Below are 17,123 nucleotides of genomic sequence, written 5' to 3' on the forward strand. Positions count from 1 at the left end.
GGCATGAGCACGCTGCAACGCATGGGCCAAGGCACGCTGGACGTGCTGGAGCGCATTCGCCGGGGCTGCGCCCCCGTCACCGATCGGCTGCTGGACAAGCTGGCAGGCCCCCGAGTCGACCCCTCTGCCGCCGCTCAGGCCGGCATGCGCAGCTTCGAGCAGGAGGCCGAGGCCATCATGTCCACCGCGAAGACACATCGCGCGCAGACGCTCGTTCGCAGCGCGGTCGTCGTCACGGTCGTCTTGCTGGTGTGGGCCAGTGTGGCACCCATCGACGAGGTCACCAAGGGCGAGGCCAAGGTGATCCCTTCACGGCAACTGCAGGTGATCCAGTCGCTGGATGGCGGCGTGGTGTCAGAGATTTTGGTCAAGGAAGGCCAGGTAGTGGAAGCCGGCCAGCTCCTGCTCAAGGTCGACGAGACACGCGCCACCTCGGGTGTGCGCGAGAGCGCGGCGCAGGCGTTTTCGCTGCGGGTGAAGGCGGCACGACTGAAGGCCCTGGCCGAGGGCACGGGCTTCTCCCCGCCCGCCGCGCAAGATGGCAACGAGGAAGAAGCGCGCATTCTGGATGAAGAGCGCCAGCTGTATGACGCCAAACGCTCGGAGCTGATGGCACTGGTGTCGATCAGTGAACAGCAGCTCGCCCAGCGCCGTCAGGAGCTCAGCGAGGCGCAAGCCCGACGCAGCTCGGCCGCCCGCAGCCTCGACCTGTCGCAGCAGGAGCTGGCCAAAACCCGGCCGCTGTTGAGCACGGGCGCCGTGTCAGAGGTCGAAGTCTTGCGGCTCGAACGTGAGGTGAGCCGGGCCCGAGGCGACATGGAGCAAGCCGGTGCGCAAAGCGCCCGCGCCCAGGCCGCCATTGCGGAGGCCTCGCGCAAGATTCAGGAAACCGATCTGTCGTTCCGCAACGAGGCGCGGCGCGAGTTGTCCGACGTGCTCGCCCGCCTCAATGCCCTCAATGAAGGCGCGGTGGCCCTGGCCGACAAGGTCGACAAGTCCCAGGTGAGATCGCCGGTGCGCGGGCGCGTGCAGCGCCTGCTGGCCAACACGGTCGGCGGGGTGGTGAGCCCGGGACGGGACATTGTCGAAATCGTGCCGCTGGACGACGCGCTCGTGCTCGAGGCCAAGATCCAGCCGCGCGACATCGCCTTCATCCACCCCGGCCAGAAGGCCACCGTCAAGTTCACGGCCTACGACTTCTCGATCTATGGCGGCATGGACGCCGTGGTCGAGAACATCAGCCCGGATACCGTCACCGACGAGCGCGGCAACAACACCTACTACGTTGTGCGCGTGCGCACCACGCAACCGCAGATCAAGGAAGGCATGCCCATCATGCCGGGCATGACAGCCGAGGTGGATGTGCTCACAGGCAAGAAGACGGTAATGGGTTACCTGCTCAAGCCGGTGCTCAAGGCACACGACCGAGCGCTAACCGAGCGCTAACCGAGCGCTAGTGGGCGCGCTAATGGGGGCACTAGTGGGCGCTGACCCTGCGTCCTCGTCCGGCGCGCCGGACTCGGGTCGCCACCTCAGGACGCCAGGCGCACAGCCGGGCCAGTCACGCCGTCCACCCCACACTGCCACAGCGCCGACATGTCGGCCGCATCGTTGACGCCCTCGGCATAGACCTGCAGGCCGAGGCCGTGCAGCATGCTGGCCGTGGCCGTCACGAAGGCGGCGCGGCTCGCGTCCTGGGCCACGCCCTGCACCACAGCCGCATCCAGCTTGATGTAGTCCAGCCCCACCTCGAACAGCGCCTCCACCCGGGTCAGGCGCTCACCGGCATGCTCCAGGCCGACGCGTACGCCCAGGGGGCGCAATTGCTGGCACAACTCGTGAACCAGATCGGGACGCTCGATCGCCGCCGGCTCGGCCACTTCCAGCCACAGCCGCGAGGCAAGCTGTGGCGACTCAAGCAGGTGATCGCGCAGACGCGGCACGAAGCTGCTGTCCAGCAGCGACGCGGGCGACACATTGACGCCGCGGCTGGCGTGGTCCTGCGCCATCCCCTCCAGCGCCAGCACGACTGCCAGCTCGTCGATCTGCGAGGTCAGGCCGGTGCGCATGGCCATGGGCAGCCAGTGCGCTGCCGACACGGGCTCACCTGCCTCGTCGAGTTGCAGCCGCATCGGGCACTCCATGTGCACCAGGCGCCGCTGGGCATCCACCACCGGGAAGGCCCCCAGCTGCACGCGCCGCTCCATCAGCGCAGCGTGCAGCACGCGGCGCCATTCGTCTTCGCCTCGCACCGGGGTCTGGTCCGTCGGAGACAAGGCCTGCTCCACCGAGAACACGCCCTTGCTTTCGGCCAGGGCCAGCGCCGAATCGGCTGCGGCGAGCAATTGGTGCATGCGCATGCCGCGGCGCCAGGCCACCGCCCCGACCACCACACCGCCTTGTACCGCGTGTTCGGCAAAGGCCCGGCGCAGCGCATCCGCATAATGCTGCGCCTCGGGCAGCGGGACGTCGCCGCCGGCCAGGCACACGGCAAAGTCGCCACCATTGAGCCGCCCGAGCGCCGAGACGGTCACGCCGGAGGACACCTCGCCCAAGGCCTTGGCAATGCGCTGCAGCAAGGCGTCGGTGTGGCGGTGGCCGAGCGTGCGGTTGATGCCGGTCAGGTCCAGCACCCGGATCAGGTACAGGGCACCATGCGTGGCGCGCTCTTCGCTGTCGAGCAACGCCGTCAGCTGCGCCATGAAATGCCGTCGGTGCGACAGCCCGGTCAAGGGGTCGCAGTGCGCTTGCTGACGCAGGAGCTCCACCTGAGCGGCCTGCTCGTCGAACAAGGCCTTGAGGCGCACCACCATCGTGTTCATGGCGCCGCCGAGTCGGGCCAGCTCCGGCACCTTGGGTTCAGGCAGCGTCACGAACCGGCGGTCCATCAAGGCTTGCGCCTGGCCGACCACCCCATCCAGCGGGCGCCGGATGCGCGCCACGCCCCACGAGGCCACCAGCCCGGACAGCGCCCCAAGGACACCCAGCCAGCCGGCGGTCTGAATCGCCCCCTGCCACAGCTGCGCATGGGCAAAGCTCGAGTGGCTGACCACCTCGACCGAGCCCACCGCACGCCAGCCGTTGGAAACCTGGGCCACCCCCGGCGCAGACTGCACCGGCATCATCCGTACAAACCACTGCGGCGCCTGACGCGGCAGCACACGGGCGTCCATCTCGCGGTCGACCACCACGCGGCCGCCCGCGTCCTTGAGGGTGATGCGCTGGTAGAAGCCGGTATCGAACATGGCCGCCACGGTCAGTTCCATGGCGGTGACATCGCCGCGCTGCTGCGACAGGTTGAGCGCCAGCGACTGGGCGTTGTCGGCGTTCTTCAGCCGCAGCTGGGTCTCGAGGTAGCCCCGAGCCGACCACATCCACACGGCAAAACTGCCCACAAACGCCATCAGCAGCGTGGCGAGCAGCAGCAACCAGATCTGGCGGATCAATGACATGCGTGCTCCTGGCTGTTGCGTTCCTGCATCACCACCAGCCCTCCGAACGCGCCTTCATGAGCGCGTCGCGCCAGCGCGACAGCCGCGCAGTCGGGTCACCGGCCGTGGTCGTGCCCACCCCTTGCCACAGCCCCTCTGCATTGAAGCTGAAGACAGGCGTGAGGTCGGGGCGGCGGGATGCAGGGCGGATGTCGGTCACAAGGTTGTCCAGAATGAGGGGTTCGGCATCGGGTTCGGGGTAGTACGCCAGGACCATGTGGGCCTGTACCGCACCGCCCATGTCGGCCCGCACATACACGAGTCGCATCTTCACACCTGGGACGCCGGCCGCGAGCAAGGAGAAATACTTGCCGATGGCGTAATCCTCGCAGTCGCCGCGCGCCTTGGCGAGCGTTTCCAGCGGCGAGGCCCAATAGTCAACCTGGCCCCAGACCTCACGGTCGTCGGCATACAACACCTGGCGGTTGAAGAACGCATTGATGGCCCGCAGCCGGGCCACTTCCGGTTGACCGGCGGCCTCGGCGATTTCCTGAATCAGCATCTGCGCGCGCGCGGCCGTGCCCGGCCCCATGCGCCCCGCCTGCTGCAGCACCCGGGGCGAATCCCAGGCCTGCACGGCCCCCAGCATCAGACACGCGGCCACCAGTGCGCCACGCAGCCAGCGGCCAGCGCGCTTCAGGCGCGCGCGCACCTCCCCCGGCCAGCCCAGGCCAGCGGCATGCGGATAGAGCGAGGGCATGGAAAAGGGGCGATCCACACTGGTTCATCGGCATCCCAGGGGGAAAACTTGACCAGGCAGCCCCGCCCCTGGAGGGGACCCTGCAACCGCGGGGGGCACCCATCCACCCAGGGGGGCGCCCGCATTTCAAGAGGAAATTTTTGATGCCAGAATGATCGGTTAGAAATTGTTTCTTTGCCTGACGCTCAGCAACAACCGCACTGAGGTATCGAGATGTCCATGAAGTTGAAGACCGGTCTGACCCTTCTGGCCCTGGCCAGCCTGAGCACCGTGGCCCTGGCCCAGAATGCCCCTCAGAGCGCCGCTCTGAGCGGTCTGTCCGACGCAGCACAGAAGGCCATCTCGCAGAATCCCGAGGTCACTGCCCGTTTGAACGCCTTGCGTGCGGCCGCAAATGAGATGGATGTGGCCCGTGGCGCCTACCGGCCCCGCGTCGACCTGAGCGCCGGTGTGGGTCGTGACAGCGACCGCATCACCACCCGCAACCCCGAATCGCAAAGCCTCACCCGCAATGGCATCGCCCTGAGTGCCACCCAGGTGCTCTGGAACGGCCAGGCCACCCGCAACGAGGTCGAGCGCCTGGGCCATGCCCGCCTGGTGCGCTACTTCGAATTCCTGGGCGCCACCGAAGACGCCGCCCTGGAAGCCGCCCGCGCCTACATCGACGTGCAGCGCTTCCGCCGCATGGTTGAACTGGCCGAAGAGAACTATGTGCAACACAAGTACGTCTTCGACCAGCTGCAAAGCAAGTTCAAGGCAGGCGTGGGCCGTGGCGTGGATTCCGAACAGGCCAACGCCCGCCTGGCCCTGGCCGAGTCCAACCTGACCACCGAGCGTGCCAACCTGCACGACGTGAGCGCCCGTTACCTGCGCATCGTGGGCGAGGCGCCGCGCGCCGGCCAGGCCGCTGCAGCAGGCCTGGATCGCAACCTGCCGGCCACCTACACCGACAGCATCAGCCTGGCGCTGGCCCAAAACGCCACCATCAGCGCATCCATCGAAAACGTGCGCGCCGCACAGGCCGATGTCCGTGTTCAGGACAGCGCCTACCAGCCTCGCGTAGAAGCCCGCGTGCGCAGCGGCTTCGGCAAGAACTTCGACGGCGTGCGCGATCAGAAGCGTGACACCGCTGCCGAATTGCTGCTGAACTGGAACCTGTACAACGGCGGCTCGGATCAGGCCCGCGTACGCCAGTACGCCGACCTGCTCAACCAGGCCCAGGATCTGCGCGACAAGGCCTGCCGCGACGTGCGCCAGACCGTGGCCATCGCCCACAACGACATCCGCAAGCTCAAGGAGCAACTCGTTGCGCTGGACCGCAACGTCCTGGCCATCGAGAAGGCCCGCGACGCCTATCGCCAGCAGTTCGACATCGGCCAGCGCAGCCTGCTGGATCTGCTCAACGCCGAGAACGAGCTCTACACGGCCAAGCGCGCCTACGCCAACGCCGAGCAGGATCTGATGCTGGCCTACGCCCGCACCCATGCCGCCCAGAACACGCTCACGGCCACGCTCGGCCTGAGCCGTGACAACACCGGCGCCGACGCCGCCAACAACTGGCGAGCCGAGGGCGACGCAGCTCAACGCTGTCCGGTGGTGACGGTCGAGCCTGAAGGCGCCACGCGCGAGCAACTGAACGATCGCGCCCGCAAAATGGCCACCCCGGCCATGAGCAGCAGCATCGCCGCACCAGCAACCGTTGCTGCTGCGCCCGTGAGCTCCGCGCCGGACGCGACCGCCCTGGCCACCGTGAACGAACGCCTGCAGGGCTGGGCCGAGGCCTGGACGGCCAAGGATGTCGAGCGCTACCTGGGCTTCTACAGCAAGTCCTTCGCGCCTGCCCGCAGCTCGCACGCCCGCTGGGAGGCCGAGCGTCGTCGCATGGTGAGCAAGCCTGGTCCGATCGAAGTGCGTGTCAGTGACGTGAAGACGTCGGTTCAGAACAATGCCGTCGTGACCCGTTTCAGCCAGACCTACCGTTCGCAGGGCTACAACGACACCAGCGCCAAGGCGCTGACCTGGCAGAAGGACGATGGCAACTGGGTGATCGTTGCGGAGAGCAACCGCTGAGCCCCGCTGACATCGCTGGTTACCAAGCGCCCCTCGGGGCGCTTTTTTTTGGTACGGCGTCGGGATGAGGCCGCTTTGTCGCCGCTAAGGGGCGTCTCGCAAACACATGCGCACCACCAAGGTGCCATAGCATCATGGCATGCACGAGCCCGATGCCTCTGACGGCACCCGCGACGCCTTCCCGCCCAGTTTGCGCGCGGCGCAAGATCGCCTGCGCCGCGTGCAGCCAGAGGCCTACGCGCGCACGCGTAACCACCTGGATGGGGCAGTGACCCGGCTGTCGCCCTACATCACACACGGCGTGCTCAGTCTGGATCAGGTAGCCGGGTACCTGCGTGACCAGCATGGCCTCGCTGACAGCCACAAGCTGATGTACGAACTGGGCTGGCGCGCCTACTTCCAGCACGTCTGGCGGCGTGAGGGCCAGGGCATTCTGCGCAGCCTGCGCCCAGGCCTGTTGCGGGACGCCGATTACACCAACACGGTACCCGACGACATCCGACAGGCGCGCACCGGCCTGGCCGTGATCGATCAGGCGGTGCGCACGTTGTATGCCACCGGCTACCTGCATAACCACGCCCGCATGTGGCTGGCGTCGTATCTGGTCCATCTGCGCAAGGTGCACTGGCGCGCTGGCGCAGACTGGCTCTACGGCCACTTGCTTGATGGCGACCTGGGCAGCAACCACCTGTCCTGGCAATGGGTGGCGGCCACGGGCAGCACCAAGCCGTATCTGTTCAACGCCGAGAATGTGGCCCGCCACGCACCACCAGGCTGGCACGTGCAGGGCAGCCTTCTGGACACCGACTACGATGCGCTTGACACCTGGGCTCGGCAGCCCCTTGCCCCCCCCGCGCCTGGCGAACACCGCCTGGCGGCCTTGCCCGAGACAACGAACGAACCCGCCTTGCTGCACACGCCGCCGTTTGCGTTGCGATCCGCCAGCGCGGGCGAGTTGACCCATGCATGGCTGGTCCACCCCTGGGCGGTGCGTAACCCCTGCACCGAGGCCGCTGCGCCTCATCGCAAACGCCTCGGTGTGTTTGCGGCCGATTTCCACAACGCGTGGCCCTGGAGCGCCCGACGCTGGCACTTCGTGCACGCGGCCATGCGTGAGGTGTGCGACGACATCGTGTGGCTGGAAGACCCGCCACCGGCCTCATGCGCTTACACCGACAACCCGCATCTGCACATGACCGGCAAGGCGTGGCCGCGAGCGCACTGCGTGCCCGAGCCACTGCTGTGGCCCGACCCGGCCAAGCGCTGCAACTCGTTCTCTCAATACTGGCGGGAAGCCTCGCGCACGGCCGTTCCCGCCCGCGCGCACCGCTCAGTCCCGCTCGTCGACGCCTGACGGCGGGGCGGCCAGGCGAATGCAGCGCGTGCCCACAGATTGGGCGAGCCCCTCATCGTGCGTGACCAGCATCAGCGCAGCACCGGACGCGTCGACTGCATCCAGCAACACGGCCATGGCGTCCTGCTGCGTGATGGGGTCGAGGCGCGAGGTGGGCTCATCGGCAAACACCAGCGCAGGCTGGACGGTCAAGACGCGTGCCAGGGCGACACGCTGCAGTTCGCCACCCGACACCGATGCCGGCCGGCGAGCAAGCAGCGATTCGGGCACCCTCAAGCGGTCGAGCAGCGCCTGGACCGTCTGCCAGCGTCGCCGGTGCAGCCGCACCACATCCCTCAGTGATTGCTCAAGCGAGACCTGCGGTGCGAACGACGCAACAGGGTCTTGGTAGAGCTTCTGGAACGCCTGAGGCTCCAGCCCGGCAGCGCGCTGGAGCGTGCCGGTGTCAGGCGGCATCAAGCCCAGCAGCACATTGCCCAGCGTGCTCTTGCCGCTGCCGCTAGGACCTTGCAGCACCAGCCGCTCGCCCCGCAGCACCGAGAGATCCAGCCTTTCGAACAGCTTGTGCGCGCCGAAGCGCTTGCTCAGGCCGGTGGCCTGCAGCAACACCTCGCCAGCTGGTGCTGCACCGCGAGGCGCCCAGTGGCGCGGATCGGCGGCAATCAGGCGGCGTGTGAAGTCATGCCGAGGCGCCTCCAGCACGTCGGACACCTCGCCCTGCTCAACCACCCTGCCCTCGCGCAGCACGATCACACGACCGCCAAGCGCCCGCGCCACGCGCAGATCATGCGTGATGGTGACCACGCACCCACCCGCCCGTTGCACAGACTGCAGCAAGGTGATCACATGATCGCACCAGTGTGCGTCCAGGCCTTTGGTCGGTTCATCCACCATCAGCACCTGAGCGCCTCCTGCCATCGCAATGGCCATCGCAGCGCGTTGCGCCATGCCGCCCGAGACCTGCCAGGGGTAGCGGGTCGCAGCCGGACCGAGGCCGACAGAGTCGAGTTCCCGCGCCGCGATCGCGCGCGCCTCCTCCGCAGGACGACCCTGCACCAGCGCATGCACTTCGGACAGCTGCGGCCCGATATGGCGCAACGGGTCGAGCGCCAGAGCCGGCTCTTGGGGAAGCAGGGCCAACTGGCGGCCCCAGCGCGTCCGGCGCGCGGCTGCGTCGTCTGCCCGACTGGTCTGGCCGCACAGCGTCACGCGGCCGCCCGCACGCAGCGCGGGGTCGAGGTTGCCCATCACGGCCTGCGCCAACAGGGACTTGCCGGCCCCGCTCTCGCCGACGAGGGTCAACGTCTCGCCAGCGCGCAGCGCAAACGAGATCGACTCCAGCAGGCAGCGCTGCTGCACATGGACGGTCAATCCCTCGACCGCCAGCAGGAAAGCGTCGCTCATGCGCCCACCTTGTCACTGCCAAGCAGCATCATGCCAAGCACCAGCGCCATCAGCAGCAAGACGGGTGCGGCGATCAGCCACGGTGCCTCTTCGTAATGAGGGAGGAACTCGGTCATCATGAGTCCGAGTTCGGGGGCGGGCGGCTGAAGGCCAACGCCAATGAAGCCCAGGGCGGCCAGCGCCAGCACCGCCTGCGCCACACTGAACGCCAGCAGGGTGGTCAACGTGGGCGCCAGCGCAGGCAGCAAGTGCCGGCGCATCACGTAGAGCGGGCCGAAGCCGAGCAGACGCGAGGCCTGTACCGCATCACCGGCCAACACCGGGCGACTCGCGGCACGGCTGACCCGGAAGTACTCAACCCACAACGACAAGGACAAACCAACATACAGCGCCCAGTGGCGCCCCGGCGCCAGGCTGGCAAACAGCAGCACCACCAGCAGTCCTGGCAAGGACATGACCGCATCGGCCAGCAATACCAACGCGCGCTCGATGCGCCCACCGCGCCATGCTGCCACCACGCCCAACAGCACCCCGGGTACCGCCGCCGTGATGGCCGCCAGCAGCGCGAGACCCAGCGACAGCTGCGCCGCATGCGCCAGCCGGGACAACACGCTTCGGCCCAGCAGGTCCGTTCCCAGCCAATGGGCCGCCCCGGGTGGCCGAAGACCCGCATAGAGGTTCTGGCTTGCGGGATCAATCCCGATCAGCGTCGGCCCCAACAAGCCAAAGGCCGCCACCAGCACGATCAGGCCCATGCCCAGATGGCGTGCCGCGCGGGGTCGGCGCATTTCGCCCGGAAAAGACGTGGCGATCAGGCTCATGCCCCCTCCCCCCGCACTCGGCGTGGATCGAGCGCGAAACAGGCCGCGTCCACCAACACGTTGAACCCCACGAACAGCAGACCCATGCACAGCGCCGTGCCTTGAATCATCGGGACATCGCGGCCGAACACGGCGTGAACCAGTGCATGCCCGATGCCGGGCCAGGCGAACAAGGTCTCGACCACCAGGGCCCCTTCCACCAGAAAAACTGCCTGCACACCCAGCCAGGCCACCACCGGCAACGCAGCGTGGCGCAGCGCGTGGCGCCACAGCGCCTGTCTGTCCGACAGGCCTTTGGTGCGCGCGAACTCATGCGAGGGCAACAGCACCGCATCGCGGACCGCATCGCGCGTGACGCGGGCGAGCCCCGCCGTGAGCGGCAGCGCCAGCGTAAGCGCAGGCAGGAGCAGCCCGCCGTTGTGGGCGTCACCGGCTACCGGCAACATGCCGAGCTGCACCGCCACCAGCAGCATCAGCAACAGCGCCAGCAGAAATGGCGGCATGGCGCGCAACACCACGGCGAGCATCACGGTGAGTCGATCAGCAACACCACCGGGGCGCAGGCCAGCACGGATGCCCAGCGGCAAACCGGCCGCGGCGGCAAGCACGATGGCGGCCACCGACAAAGCAATGGTGTGGCCCAGCTGGTGGATCACCTCCTGCCAGACTGGCGCGCCCGTGACAAGCGAGGTACCAAGCTGGCCGCGCATGAGCTCGCCCCACCACTGAAGCAACGCCAGGCCCAAAGGTCCGTCCAGGCCAAGCTCCGCCCGAACCGCGTCCGCGGCCGCATTGCTGACCAGGTCGTAGCCGTAACGGCCGGCGGCAATGCGTGTGGCGATGTCGCCCGGCAGCGCCCGCGCCATGAAGAAGCAGATCGTGCCCACAAACAATGCAAGGACCAGCGCTTGCAGCGCCCGGCGTGCGAGCACCGCAGCCCACCGGGACGACATCCACGACACCCCGGCCATCATGAGCGCCGCCGTATTTGCGTGAGCCGATAGGAGCGCTCCAGCGGATCCAGGCTCACCCCGCTGAGCCGGCTGCTGACGGCCACTTGCTGCCTGTACCAGGCGACAGGGATCACGGGCAGCTCGGCATGCAGAAGACCGGCCACCCTTCGGCGTCGCTCAGACAGCATGGCAGGCGGAAGATTGCCTTGCACCAGATCGATCAGGTTGGCCTCAAGCGCCTGGTTGTGCCAGCCCATCGCTCCCCAGTCGCCGCCCCCGGCACCAAAATCCTGCAGCAAGGTGCCCGCGGGGTCGGGCACGGTCGCGTAGTTGCGCGCCACCAGACCGAGCTGAAGGCTGCCGTCCCGGTGCCCGATGGGGATGTCGCCCGAGTTGCCGATGCGCACGGAAACCGCGATGCCAGCCTGCCGCCACTGCTCTTGCAAGACAGTGGCAATGATGGGCAGTTCGGGCCGGTCAGGAAACGTTCTCAGCGACAAGCTCAGGGGCTGGCCCTGCGCGTCGCGCAAGCCGTCAGCCGCACGGCGCCAGCCCGCGCTGACCAGCAGACGCGCCGCCGCCTCGGGATCATGGATCAGGGGCGTCAATGTCGGATCGTGCCACCCGGCCAGGGTTGGCGGAAACAGCTGGGTGGCGGCGAGCTCAGGCGCGCGCAGCACAGCCAGGGCGATGCCACGCCGGTCAAGCGCCATGCTGAGCGCCCGGCGCACGCGCACATCCCGAAGCGCCGGGAGCCCCGCATTCACCTTGACAATCATGGTGCGTGGCACGGTCACCGCTTGCACGGGCACACGGCCACGACGCCGCAGTCGCTGCACGCTGGCCGGGTCGAGTCCATAGGCCAGGTCGGCTTGCCCACTCTCTGCCATCAGCGCACGCGTCTCGGGCCGGCTGGCCACCAGGTAGCTGACCCGCTCGATCTCGGGCCGCGGGCCGTCATAGGTGTCGGCCACCTGCGCGTCGACACGCTGCGGCGGCGCCAGCAGTGCCACCCGATACGGGCCGCTGCCCACGATGCGGCGCACGCCACCATCGGCGCCATAACTGGAAGGCGCCAGGATGAGCGTGCTGCTGTGCGCCAGCAACGCCGGCAGACCGCCATAGGGGCCGGTCAGGCGGATCACCACGGTGTCTCCCCCGTCGGCCTCTACGGCCTGCACAGGGGCCGTGCTCAGCAGGGCTGGTGCGATGCGTGCGGCCTGCAGGCAGCGCACCACCGCGTGGGCCGTGACCGGCGTACCGTCGTGAAACCGCGCGGCAGATCGCAGCGTGAAACGCCACACCTTGCCGTCCGCCGATGCCTGCCACTGCCGGGCCAGGCCCGGAAGCGGTGTGCCGTCGTCAGCGGCCTCCAGCAAGGTCTCGGCGATCTGCAAGCGCGTGAAGATGTAGCCGCTGGATGCGGGTGCGAGCCCCCCGATCTCCCAGGGGCCCACGATCTGAAGCGCGCCGTGCGACGGCTGGCCGTGCGCCAGGACTCGCGGTGCGGCGCCTGCCGCAAGGCCTGCCGCACCGGCTTGCAGCAAGGCGCGCCGGGAGAAAGACAGTGAATCAAACATCAGAACTTGGCTTGAATGCCCACAGTGACGCTGCGCGGTGCGCCCGGAGCGACCCACTCCCTGCTGTAAGAGCTGGCGTAGTAGGTGCGATCAAAAACGTTGTCGACGTCCAGGGACAGTCTCAGCGAAGGGTTCAGGCGCCAGTTGGCTACCAACTTGGCCGTCGTATAGGCCGGCAGGTTGAACGCCGGCGCGCCCAGTTGGGCTTCGTCCTTCGTCCGTGCCTGTTGGCCCAGCCGCTTACCAACATGCGTGAAACCGCCACCCACGCTGAAGCGCTGACCGCCTGGCAGGACATCCTCGTACACCGCCAGCACGCTGCCGTTCACGCGCGCAATGTTGCTCAGACGCCCGCCCTCCTGCAGGGCATTGTCGCGGGTGACTTCCGCATCGTTGAGCACGAAGCTGGCGTTGACACGCCAATGCGTGCTCAGGCGGCCCGAGAGATCCATCTCCACCCCGCGGCTGCGAACCTCGCCCGTTGCGACCTTGAAACTGTCAGAGCCCGTGTTTGCCGGATCAGCCGTCAGCACGTTGCGCTTGCGGATGTCGAACACGGCGGCCGTGACGCCCACACGCCGGTCTGCACTCTCCCATTTCGTGCCGGCCTCGATGGCACGTCCCCGCTCGGAGCGGAACGCCTCGCCATCACGGTCGACCCCGGTATTCGGCCGGAACGATTCGCCCACATTGGCGTAGAGCGTCCACTGCGCCGTGGGCAACCAGCTCAGACCGATGCGTGGCGAGGTGGCCGTAGGCGATTGCCGCTGGTCCACGGGCCGACGATTGCTGACGCCCTTGAGCGTTTGCTCGTTTGTGTCGACACGCAGGCCGAGAAGCAACCGCCAGTGGGTGTCGAGGTGAACCACATCCTGCAGGTACAAGGACGTGCCTTGCTGGCGCTCGCGGCTGTCGGTGTGGGCCGTGGGCACCGGCTGGGGCTGACCGTAGACTGGCGCGTAGATGTCGATCAGGTACGGCGCAGCAGCACTCGGATTGGCCCGCAGCATCAAGGTGTCGAGACGGTAACGGTAGGTCTCCAGACCGAGCAACAGCTCGTGCCGATGACCGCCCATGTCGATTGCGCCAAGCAGCTCGGCCTGCAGCACCGCATCGACCGACTCGTTGTCACGGTAACGTCGCTGGCGCCACAGGGTGCGTTGGTCTGCCTGCAGCGTGGTCTGCTCGGTCGAGAACCCTTCCAGCGTCGTCTCGCGCAGCGAGAGGCCCATGCGGCTGCGCCATTGACCATCCCATGCATGCGTCAGCACGAACTGGTGGGTGTGGTTGGCCACGGTCACATCGCCGTCAGCGGGCTCGCCAAAAAAGCGATGGCGCGGCACCGCCCCCAACCGATTGCCCACAGCCACCACCCCTCGATCCAGCGGCGCGGCATGGCGCAGGTACTCGCCTCGGTAATCCAGCACCGTGTCGTCGCCGAGCCGCCACGTCAGGGCTGGCGCCAACACGACACGCTTCGTGCCGACGTGGTCCCGCCAGCCATCACGGTCTTCCAGCGCCACGTTCAGCCGGTAAGCCAGCGTGTCACTCAGCGCGCCAGTGGCATCCAGTGCGGCACGCTTGAAGCCATGGCTGCCCGCATAGGCCTCGACGGCATGTGCAGTCTTCCAGGCTGGCCGCTTCGAGACAATGTTCAGCGTGCCCCCCGGCTCGCTGCTGCCGTAAAGCGCAGCAGCCGGGCCCTTGAGAAACTCGATGCGCTCGACGCCCGCCAGGTCACGCGGTGCGTTGAAACCACGGTTGCCGGCAAAGCCATTGAGCAGCGTCGCCATGTTGACGTTTTCGTTGCCGGGCAGCCCCCGGATCACGATGTTGTCCCACAGCCCACCGAAATTGTTCTGACGCGATACGCCGCCCACGTAATCCAGCACTTCGTCCAGCCTCGTGACGCCCAGATCATCGATTGCCTGACGGGTGATCACCCGGACGGACTGGGGCAACTCGCGCAGCGGCAACTCGGTCTTGGCCGCCTCGGCCTCAGAGGCATGATAGACACCCGATTGCGAGCGGCCGACGACCTCCACCACAGGCATCTGCGGCGCGTCAGTCACTGAGGCGGTGTCCTGCGCTTGCGCGATGGCGGAATGAACGAACAACAAAGCCACCGCTTGAGCAATGGCTGCGGTAGCGGGACGGAAGGATCGAATCGACATGGGACGGCGTGAAGCAAGAGGCAGGCCAAAGAACGATAATGATAATCTCTTATCAAATGCAGAGACACTGCAATCGCTTACCACCCCCTCATGCGAAGGGCGCGTCTGCCACCGCTCATAGGAGCCCAGATGCAAAAAGCCCAGGTGACTTGCGTGCACCTGGGCTTGGGTTCTGGCGGAGAGGGCGGGAGGATCCGCCAAAGGGAATTTAAGTACCTGATTTCCCATGTACACGGGCACCCCACGGTAACAGCGTGGGGGAAAATCGTGGGGGAAACGGGCTAGACTGGGGCCCCTCCCACCTGAAAAGTGCCCTGTGTCGTCCTACATCGAGAAGCGCCGCCAGCTCTGGTACGCCACATTGAAAGTCCCGGCCCACCTACAGGGGCAGCTAGGGTGTACCAAGTTCCTCAAGTCTCTAGGGACCAGCGACAAGCGGCGTGCGCAGGACCTAGCCCGCCCCCTAGTGGTGATGTGGAAGAGGCGCATCAGGGAGGCCGAAGCAGGCACCGCAGGCCCGATGGATGAGGTCAGCAAGTGGCGGGAGGCAATCGAGCAAGCGAAGCTCGAAGACAACCGGACAGATGACCCACGGGACGCGGTAGCCCTGGGCATTGCCCTGGACCACCTAGAAGAGCGCACGCGGGCCCTAGAGATTGAACGGGGACCCGAGGTGGCAGCGCAGTTCTGGAGGGCGGCCCAAGGCAAAGCCACCTTGACTAGCGAGCACGTGAGCGGATGGGAGGGCGCCATTAGCACGCTGGAGCAGAAGACACAGGACCAGATGAAGAAGGACGTGGCCAAGCTGGTGGACCGATTCGGAACAGTCGAGGGGATCACCCCCGCAGCCGTAAGGAAGTGGGTGCAGACACTCACAGCCGGGGAGCGACCCCTAAGCCATGCCTCAATCAAGCGCATGGGGGGCGCGTGGCGCTCCTACTGGCGACACCTCATCCACGTGGGCGCGGCACCTGAGGGCATAGAACCGTTCGCAAAGGTGGAGCAGTACGCACCGAAACCCAGGACACCTAAGGGAGCCGTTACCGGGTGGGTACCCTTCCCCCCTCAGGCAATCGCTGAGCTTGTCAGCGCGGCGCGGGAGCGCAAGGACACGTCCCTCACGCACGCCATCATCCTAGGGGCCTACACAGGAGCCCGTATTGAAGAACTCTGCGCCCTACGCACAGAGGATGTGGGGGAAGCATCCTTCCACATCAGGGACGCCAAGACACAGGCAGGGCTCCGGGAGATTCCCATGCATAGCGCAGTGAGGCCCCTTGTGGACAAGCTCAAGAAGGGGTCCGCAGATGGGTACCTTCTCTCGGGGCTGACCTTCAACAAGTACGGCGACAGGTCTAACGCTCTGGGCAAACGATTCGGGCGTCTCAAGACAGCCATGGGCTACGGGGAGAACCACGTTTTCCACAGCCTACGTAAAACGCTGGTGACACTCCTAGAAAACGCTGGGGTCCCGGAGAACCTCACAGCCGACATTGTTGGACATGAGAAGACCACGATGACCTATGGCGTGTACTCGGGGGGCCATTCACTGGGGAAGAAAGCAGAGGCCCTGGAGCTGGTCAGCTACCCGGGACTGACCATAGACCTGGGCTAATGTGCAGCGGAAATTTCCGAGCGGTCTCCCTGATATCGCCCCGGCCGCTCTTCCCCCCGTGGCCCCCCTCGCTTCTGTGTCGTTGGGCTGGTGCAACGGAGGTGCAATCCGTTCTTCTTCCCTGCTGACGGAAGGACCGCAGGGGACAACCTGGACCACAGGGGAAGACAGCCAAGATAACAGGGGGACGATCCAACAAGGGGGAGCCCTCCCGGGAGCGGGACCCATGGTCTTTCCATGTCAGGGCCCTCCTGATGGGGCAGCATGGGCATGCGTCGATGTTGACGCGACACCAGAGATACCACCATGCAAGCCACTGTCCACACCCACACCGTCCCCGTCCTTGATGGCCTCATCAGTGCCTGTGCGTATGCCCTGTCTAAGGTCTCAAGGGTCACCGGGGCGGGCCTCTTCTGGCTGGCCGGTGCCCCCACCCTCTGGGGTGCCTGGACCGACCACAGTGACACAGGCGGGTCCCTGACCGTTCGCGTGGGACGGCTTGAACTGGTCGTCGATTGGAGGGACTGAGGCCGCACCAGGGACTCCGCAGCCGTTCAGAAGTTGTACCTTGTGAGCCAACCATCACAAGCCGCCCTCGCATGGCTCAAAACATACTTGACACAACTTATGGGCCTAGCTCATAATTTGGTCATACCTTCTGAACCACAAGGAGCACCTATGTCCCGGATCGCCTACTTCCGCGTATCGACTACAGACCAACCCATCGCATCGCAACGCACGGCCATGGGCGGAGGGTTCGACAGGGAGTTTGCAGACGAAGGAGTGAGCGGTGCCACCCTGGCAAAGGACCGCAAGGGGTTCGCAGCCCTGCTTGAGTACATCCGGGAGGGGGACTCCCTGCATGTCTACGCCGTGGACCGGCTGGGGCGGGATGCCCTGGACGTGCAAGCCACGGTGCGCCTGCTGCTGACCAAGGGGGTCGAGGTCCACGTGCATGGCC

At 66.7% G+C, this 17,123-nt stretch carries 12 protein-coding genes; 5 read left to right on the forward strand and 7 right to left on the reverse strand.

The window, feature by feature from the left end; translation table 11 throughout:
• Window positions 1-3: 3 nt before the first annotated feature.
• Window positions 4-1,446: an HlyD family type I secretion periplasmic adaptor subunit gene (locus GTZ97_RS15530; RefSeq protein WP_236651248.1), complete on the forward strand. Its 1,443-nt coding sequence runs from the start codon at window positions 4-6 to the stop codon at window positions 1,444-1,446.
• An 86-nt stretch (window positions 1,447-1,532) separates the two neighbouring features.
• Here GTZ97_RS15530 and GTZ97_RS15535 read toward each other — a convergent pair whose 3' ends face one another.
• On the reverse strand, window positions 1,533-3,452 hold the full coding sequence (locus GTZ97_RS15535; protein ID WP_161651705.1) for a bifunctional diguanylate cyclase/phosphodiesterase: 1,920 nt from the start codon (window positions 3,450-3,452) through the stop codon (window positions 1,533-1,535).
• A gap of 28 nt (window positions 3,453-3,480) precedes the next feature.
• Entirely contained in the window at window positions 3,481-4,191 is a 711-nt protein-coding gene (locus GTZ97_RS15540; protein WP_236651249.1) for a transglutaminase-like cysteine peptidase, read from the reverse strand.
• A 213-nt stretch (window positions 4,192-4,404) separates the two neighbouring features.
• Here GTZ97_RS15540 and GTZ97_RS15545 point away from each other — a divergent pair, with 213 nt between their 5' ends.
• Window positions 4,405-6,261: a TolC family outer membrane protein gene (locus GTZ97_RS15545; RefSeq protein ID WP_236651250.1), complete on the forward strand. Its 1,857-nt coding sequence runs from the start codon at window positions 4,405-4,407 to the stop codon at window positions 6,259-6,261.
• 139 nt (window positions 6,262-6,400) lie between these two features.
• Window positions 6,401-7,615 carry an FAD-binding domain-containing protein gene (locus GTZ97_RS15550; RefSeq protein ID WP_161651707.1) on the forward strand — a complete coding sequence of 405 codons (1,215 nt, stop codon included), beginning with the start codon at window positions 6,401-6,403 and terminating at the stop codon, window positions 7,613-7,615.
• Here the strand turns inward: GTZ97_RS15550 and GTZ97_RS15555 are convergent.
• From GTZ97_RS15555 to GTZ97_RS15575, 5 genes are read right to left on the reverse strand one after another with little or no spacing between them, the layout of a single operon-like run.
• Window positions 7,592-9,019 carry an ABC transporter ATP-binding protein gene (locus GTZ97_RS15555; protein WP_161651709.1) on the reverse strand — a complete coding sequence of 476 codons (1,428 nt, stop codon included), beginning with the start codon at window positions 9,017-9,019 and terminating at the stop codon, window positions 7,592-7,594. The two genes, GTZ97_RS15550 and GTZ97_RS15555, sit on opposite strands and share 24 nt — an antisense overlap.
• Complete coding sequence (locus tag GTZ97_RS15560; RefSeq protein ID WP_161651711.1) at window positions 9,016-9,840, reverse strand: ABC transporter permease; 825 nt, start codon at window positions 9,838-9,840, stop codon at window positions 9,016-9,018. The genes GTZ97_RS15555 and GTZ97_RS15560 overlap by 4 nt, the downstream gene beginning before the upstream one ends.
• Window positions 9,837-10,793, reverse strand: a complete 957-nt coding sequence (locus tag GTZ97_RS15565; protein ID WP_236651251.1) for an ABC transporter permease — start codon at window positions 10,791-10,793, stop codon at window positions 9,837-9,839. The genes GTZ97_RS15560 and GTZ97_RS15565 overlap by 4 nt, the downstream gene beginning before the upstream one ends.
• 17 nt (window positions 10,794-10,810) lie before the next feature.
• The gene (locus tag GTZ97_RS15570; RefSeq protein ID WP_161651715.1) at window positions 10,811-12,373 is read right to left on the reverse strand and encodes an ABC transporter substrate-binding protein; all 1,563 of its coding nucleotides are present in this window, start codon (window positions 12,371-12,373) and stop codon (window positions 10,811-10,813) included.
• Window positions 12,373-14,547: a TonB-dependent siderophore receptor gene (locus GTZ97_RS15575; RefSeq protein WP_161651717.1), complete on the reverse strand. Its 2,175-nt coding sequence runs from the start codon at window positions 14,545-14,547 to the stop codon at window positions 12,373-12,375. The genes GTZ97_RS15570 and GTZ97_RS15575 overlap by 1 nt, the downstream gene beginning before the upstream one ends.
• A 316-nt stretch (window positions 14,548-14,863) precedes the next feature.
• Here GTZ97_RS15575 and GTZ97_RS17040 point away from each other — a divergent pair, with 316 nt between their 5' ends.
• A complete protein-coding gene (locus GTZ97_RS17040; RefSeq protein WP_161651719.1) occupies window positions 14,864-16,162 on the forward strand; it encodes a tyrosine-type recombinase/integrase in 1,299 nt (432 codons plus the stop codon).
• Window positions 16,163-16,840: 678 nt separating this feature from the next.
• Window positions 16,841-17,123 (forward strand): recombinase family protein (locus tag GTZ97_RS15585; RefSeq protein ID WP_161651721.1); only part of this gene is annotated, 283 nt, incomplete at its 3' end.

It is taken from the genome of Aquabacterium fontiphilum (assembly GCF_009909205.1).
Classification (GTDB): Bacteria; Pseudomonadota; Gammaproteobacteria; order Burkholderiales; family Burkholderiaceae_C; genus Aquabacterium; species Aquabacterium fontiphilum.

Bases quoted from the DNA above. Each gene is read 5' to 3' on its own strand.
- GTZ97_RS15555 (WP_161651709.1), bottom strand. From the start codon at position 9,019: ATGAGCGACGCTTTCCTGCTGGCGGTCGAGGGATTGACCGTCCATGTG.
- GTZ97_RS15535 (WP_161651705.1), bottom strand. From the start codon at position 3,452: ATGTCATTGATCCGCCAGATCTGGTTGCTGCTGCTCGCCACGCTGCTG.
- GTZ97_RS15530 (WP_236651248.1), top strand. From the start codon at position 4: ATGAGCACGCTGCAACGCATGGGCCAAGGCACGCTGGACGTGCTGGAG.
- GTZ97_RS15540 (WP_236651249.1), bottom strand. From the start codon at position 4,191: ATGCCCTCGCTCTATCCGCATGCCGCTGGCCTGGGCTGGCCGGGGGAG.
- GTZ97_RS15550 (WP_161651707.1), top strand. From the start codon at position 6,401: ATGCACGAGCCCGATGCCTCTGACGGCACCCGCGACGCCTTCCCGCCC.
- GTZ97_RS15575 (WP_161651717.1), bottom strand. From the start codon at position 14,547: ATGTCGATTCGATCCTTCCGTCCCGCTACCGCAGCCATTGCTCAAGCG.
- GTZ97_RS15570 (WP_161651715.1), bottom strand. From the start codon at position 12,373: ATGTTTGATTCACTGTCTTTCTCCCGGCGCGCCTTGCTGCAAGCCGGT.
- GTZ97_RS15545 (WP_236651250.1), top strand. From the start codon at position 4,405: ATGTCCATGAAGTTGAAGACCGGTCTGACCCTTCTGGCCCTGGCCAGC.
- GTZ97_RS15560 (WP_161651711.1), bottom strand. From the start codon at position 9,840: ATGAGCCTGATCGCCACGTCTTTTCCGGGCGAAATGCGCCGACCCCGC.
- GTZ97_RS15565 (WP_236651251.1), bottom strand. From the start codon at position 10,793: ATGTCGTCCCGGTGGGCTGCGGTGCTCGCACGCCGGGCGCTGCAAGCG.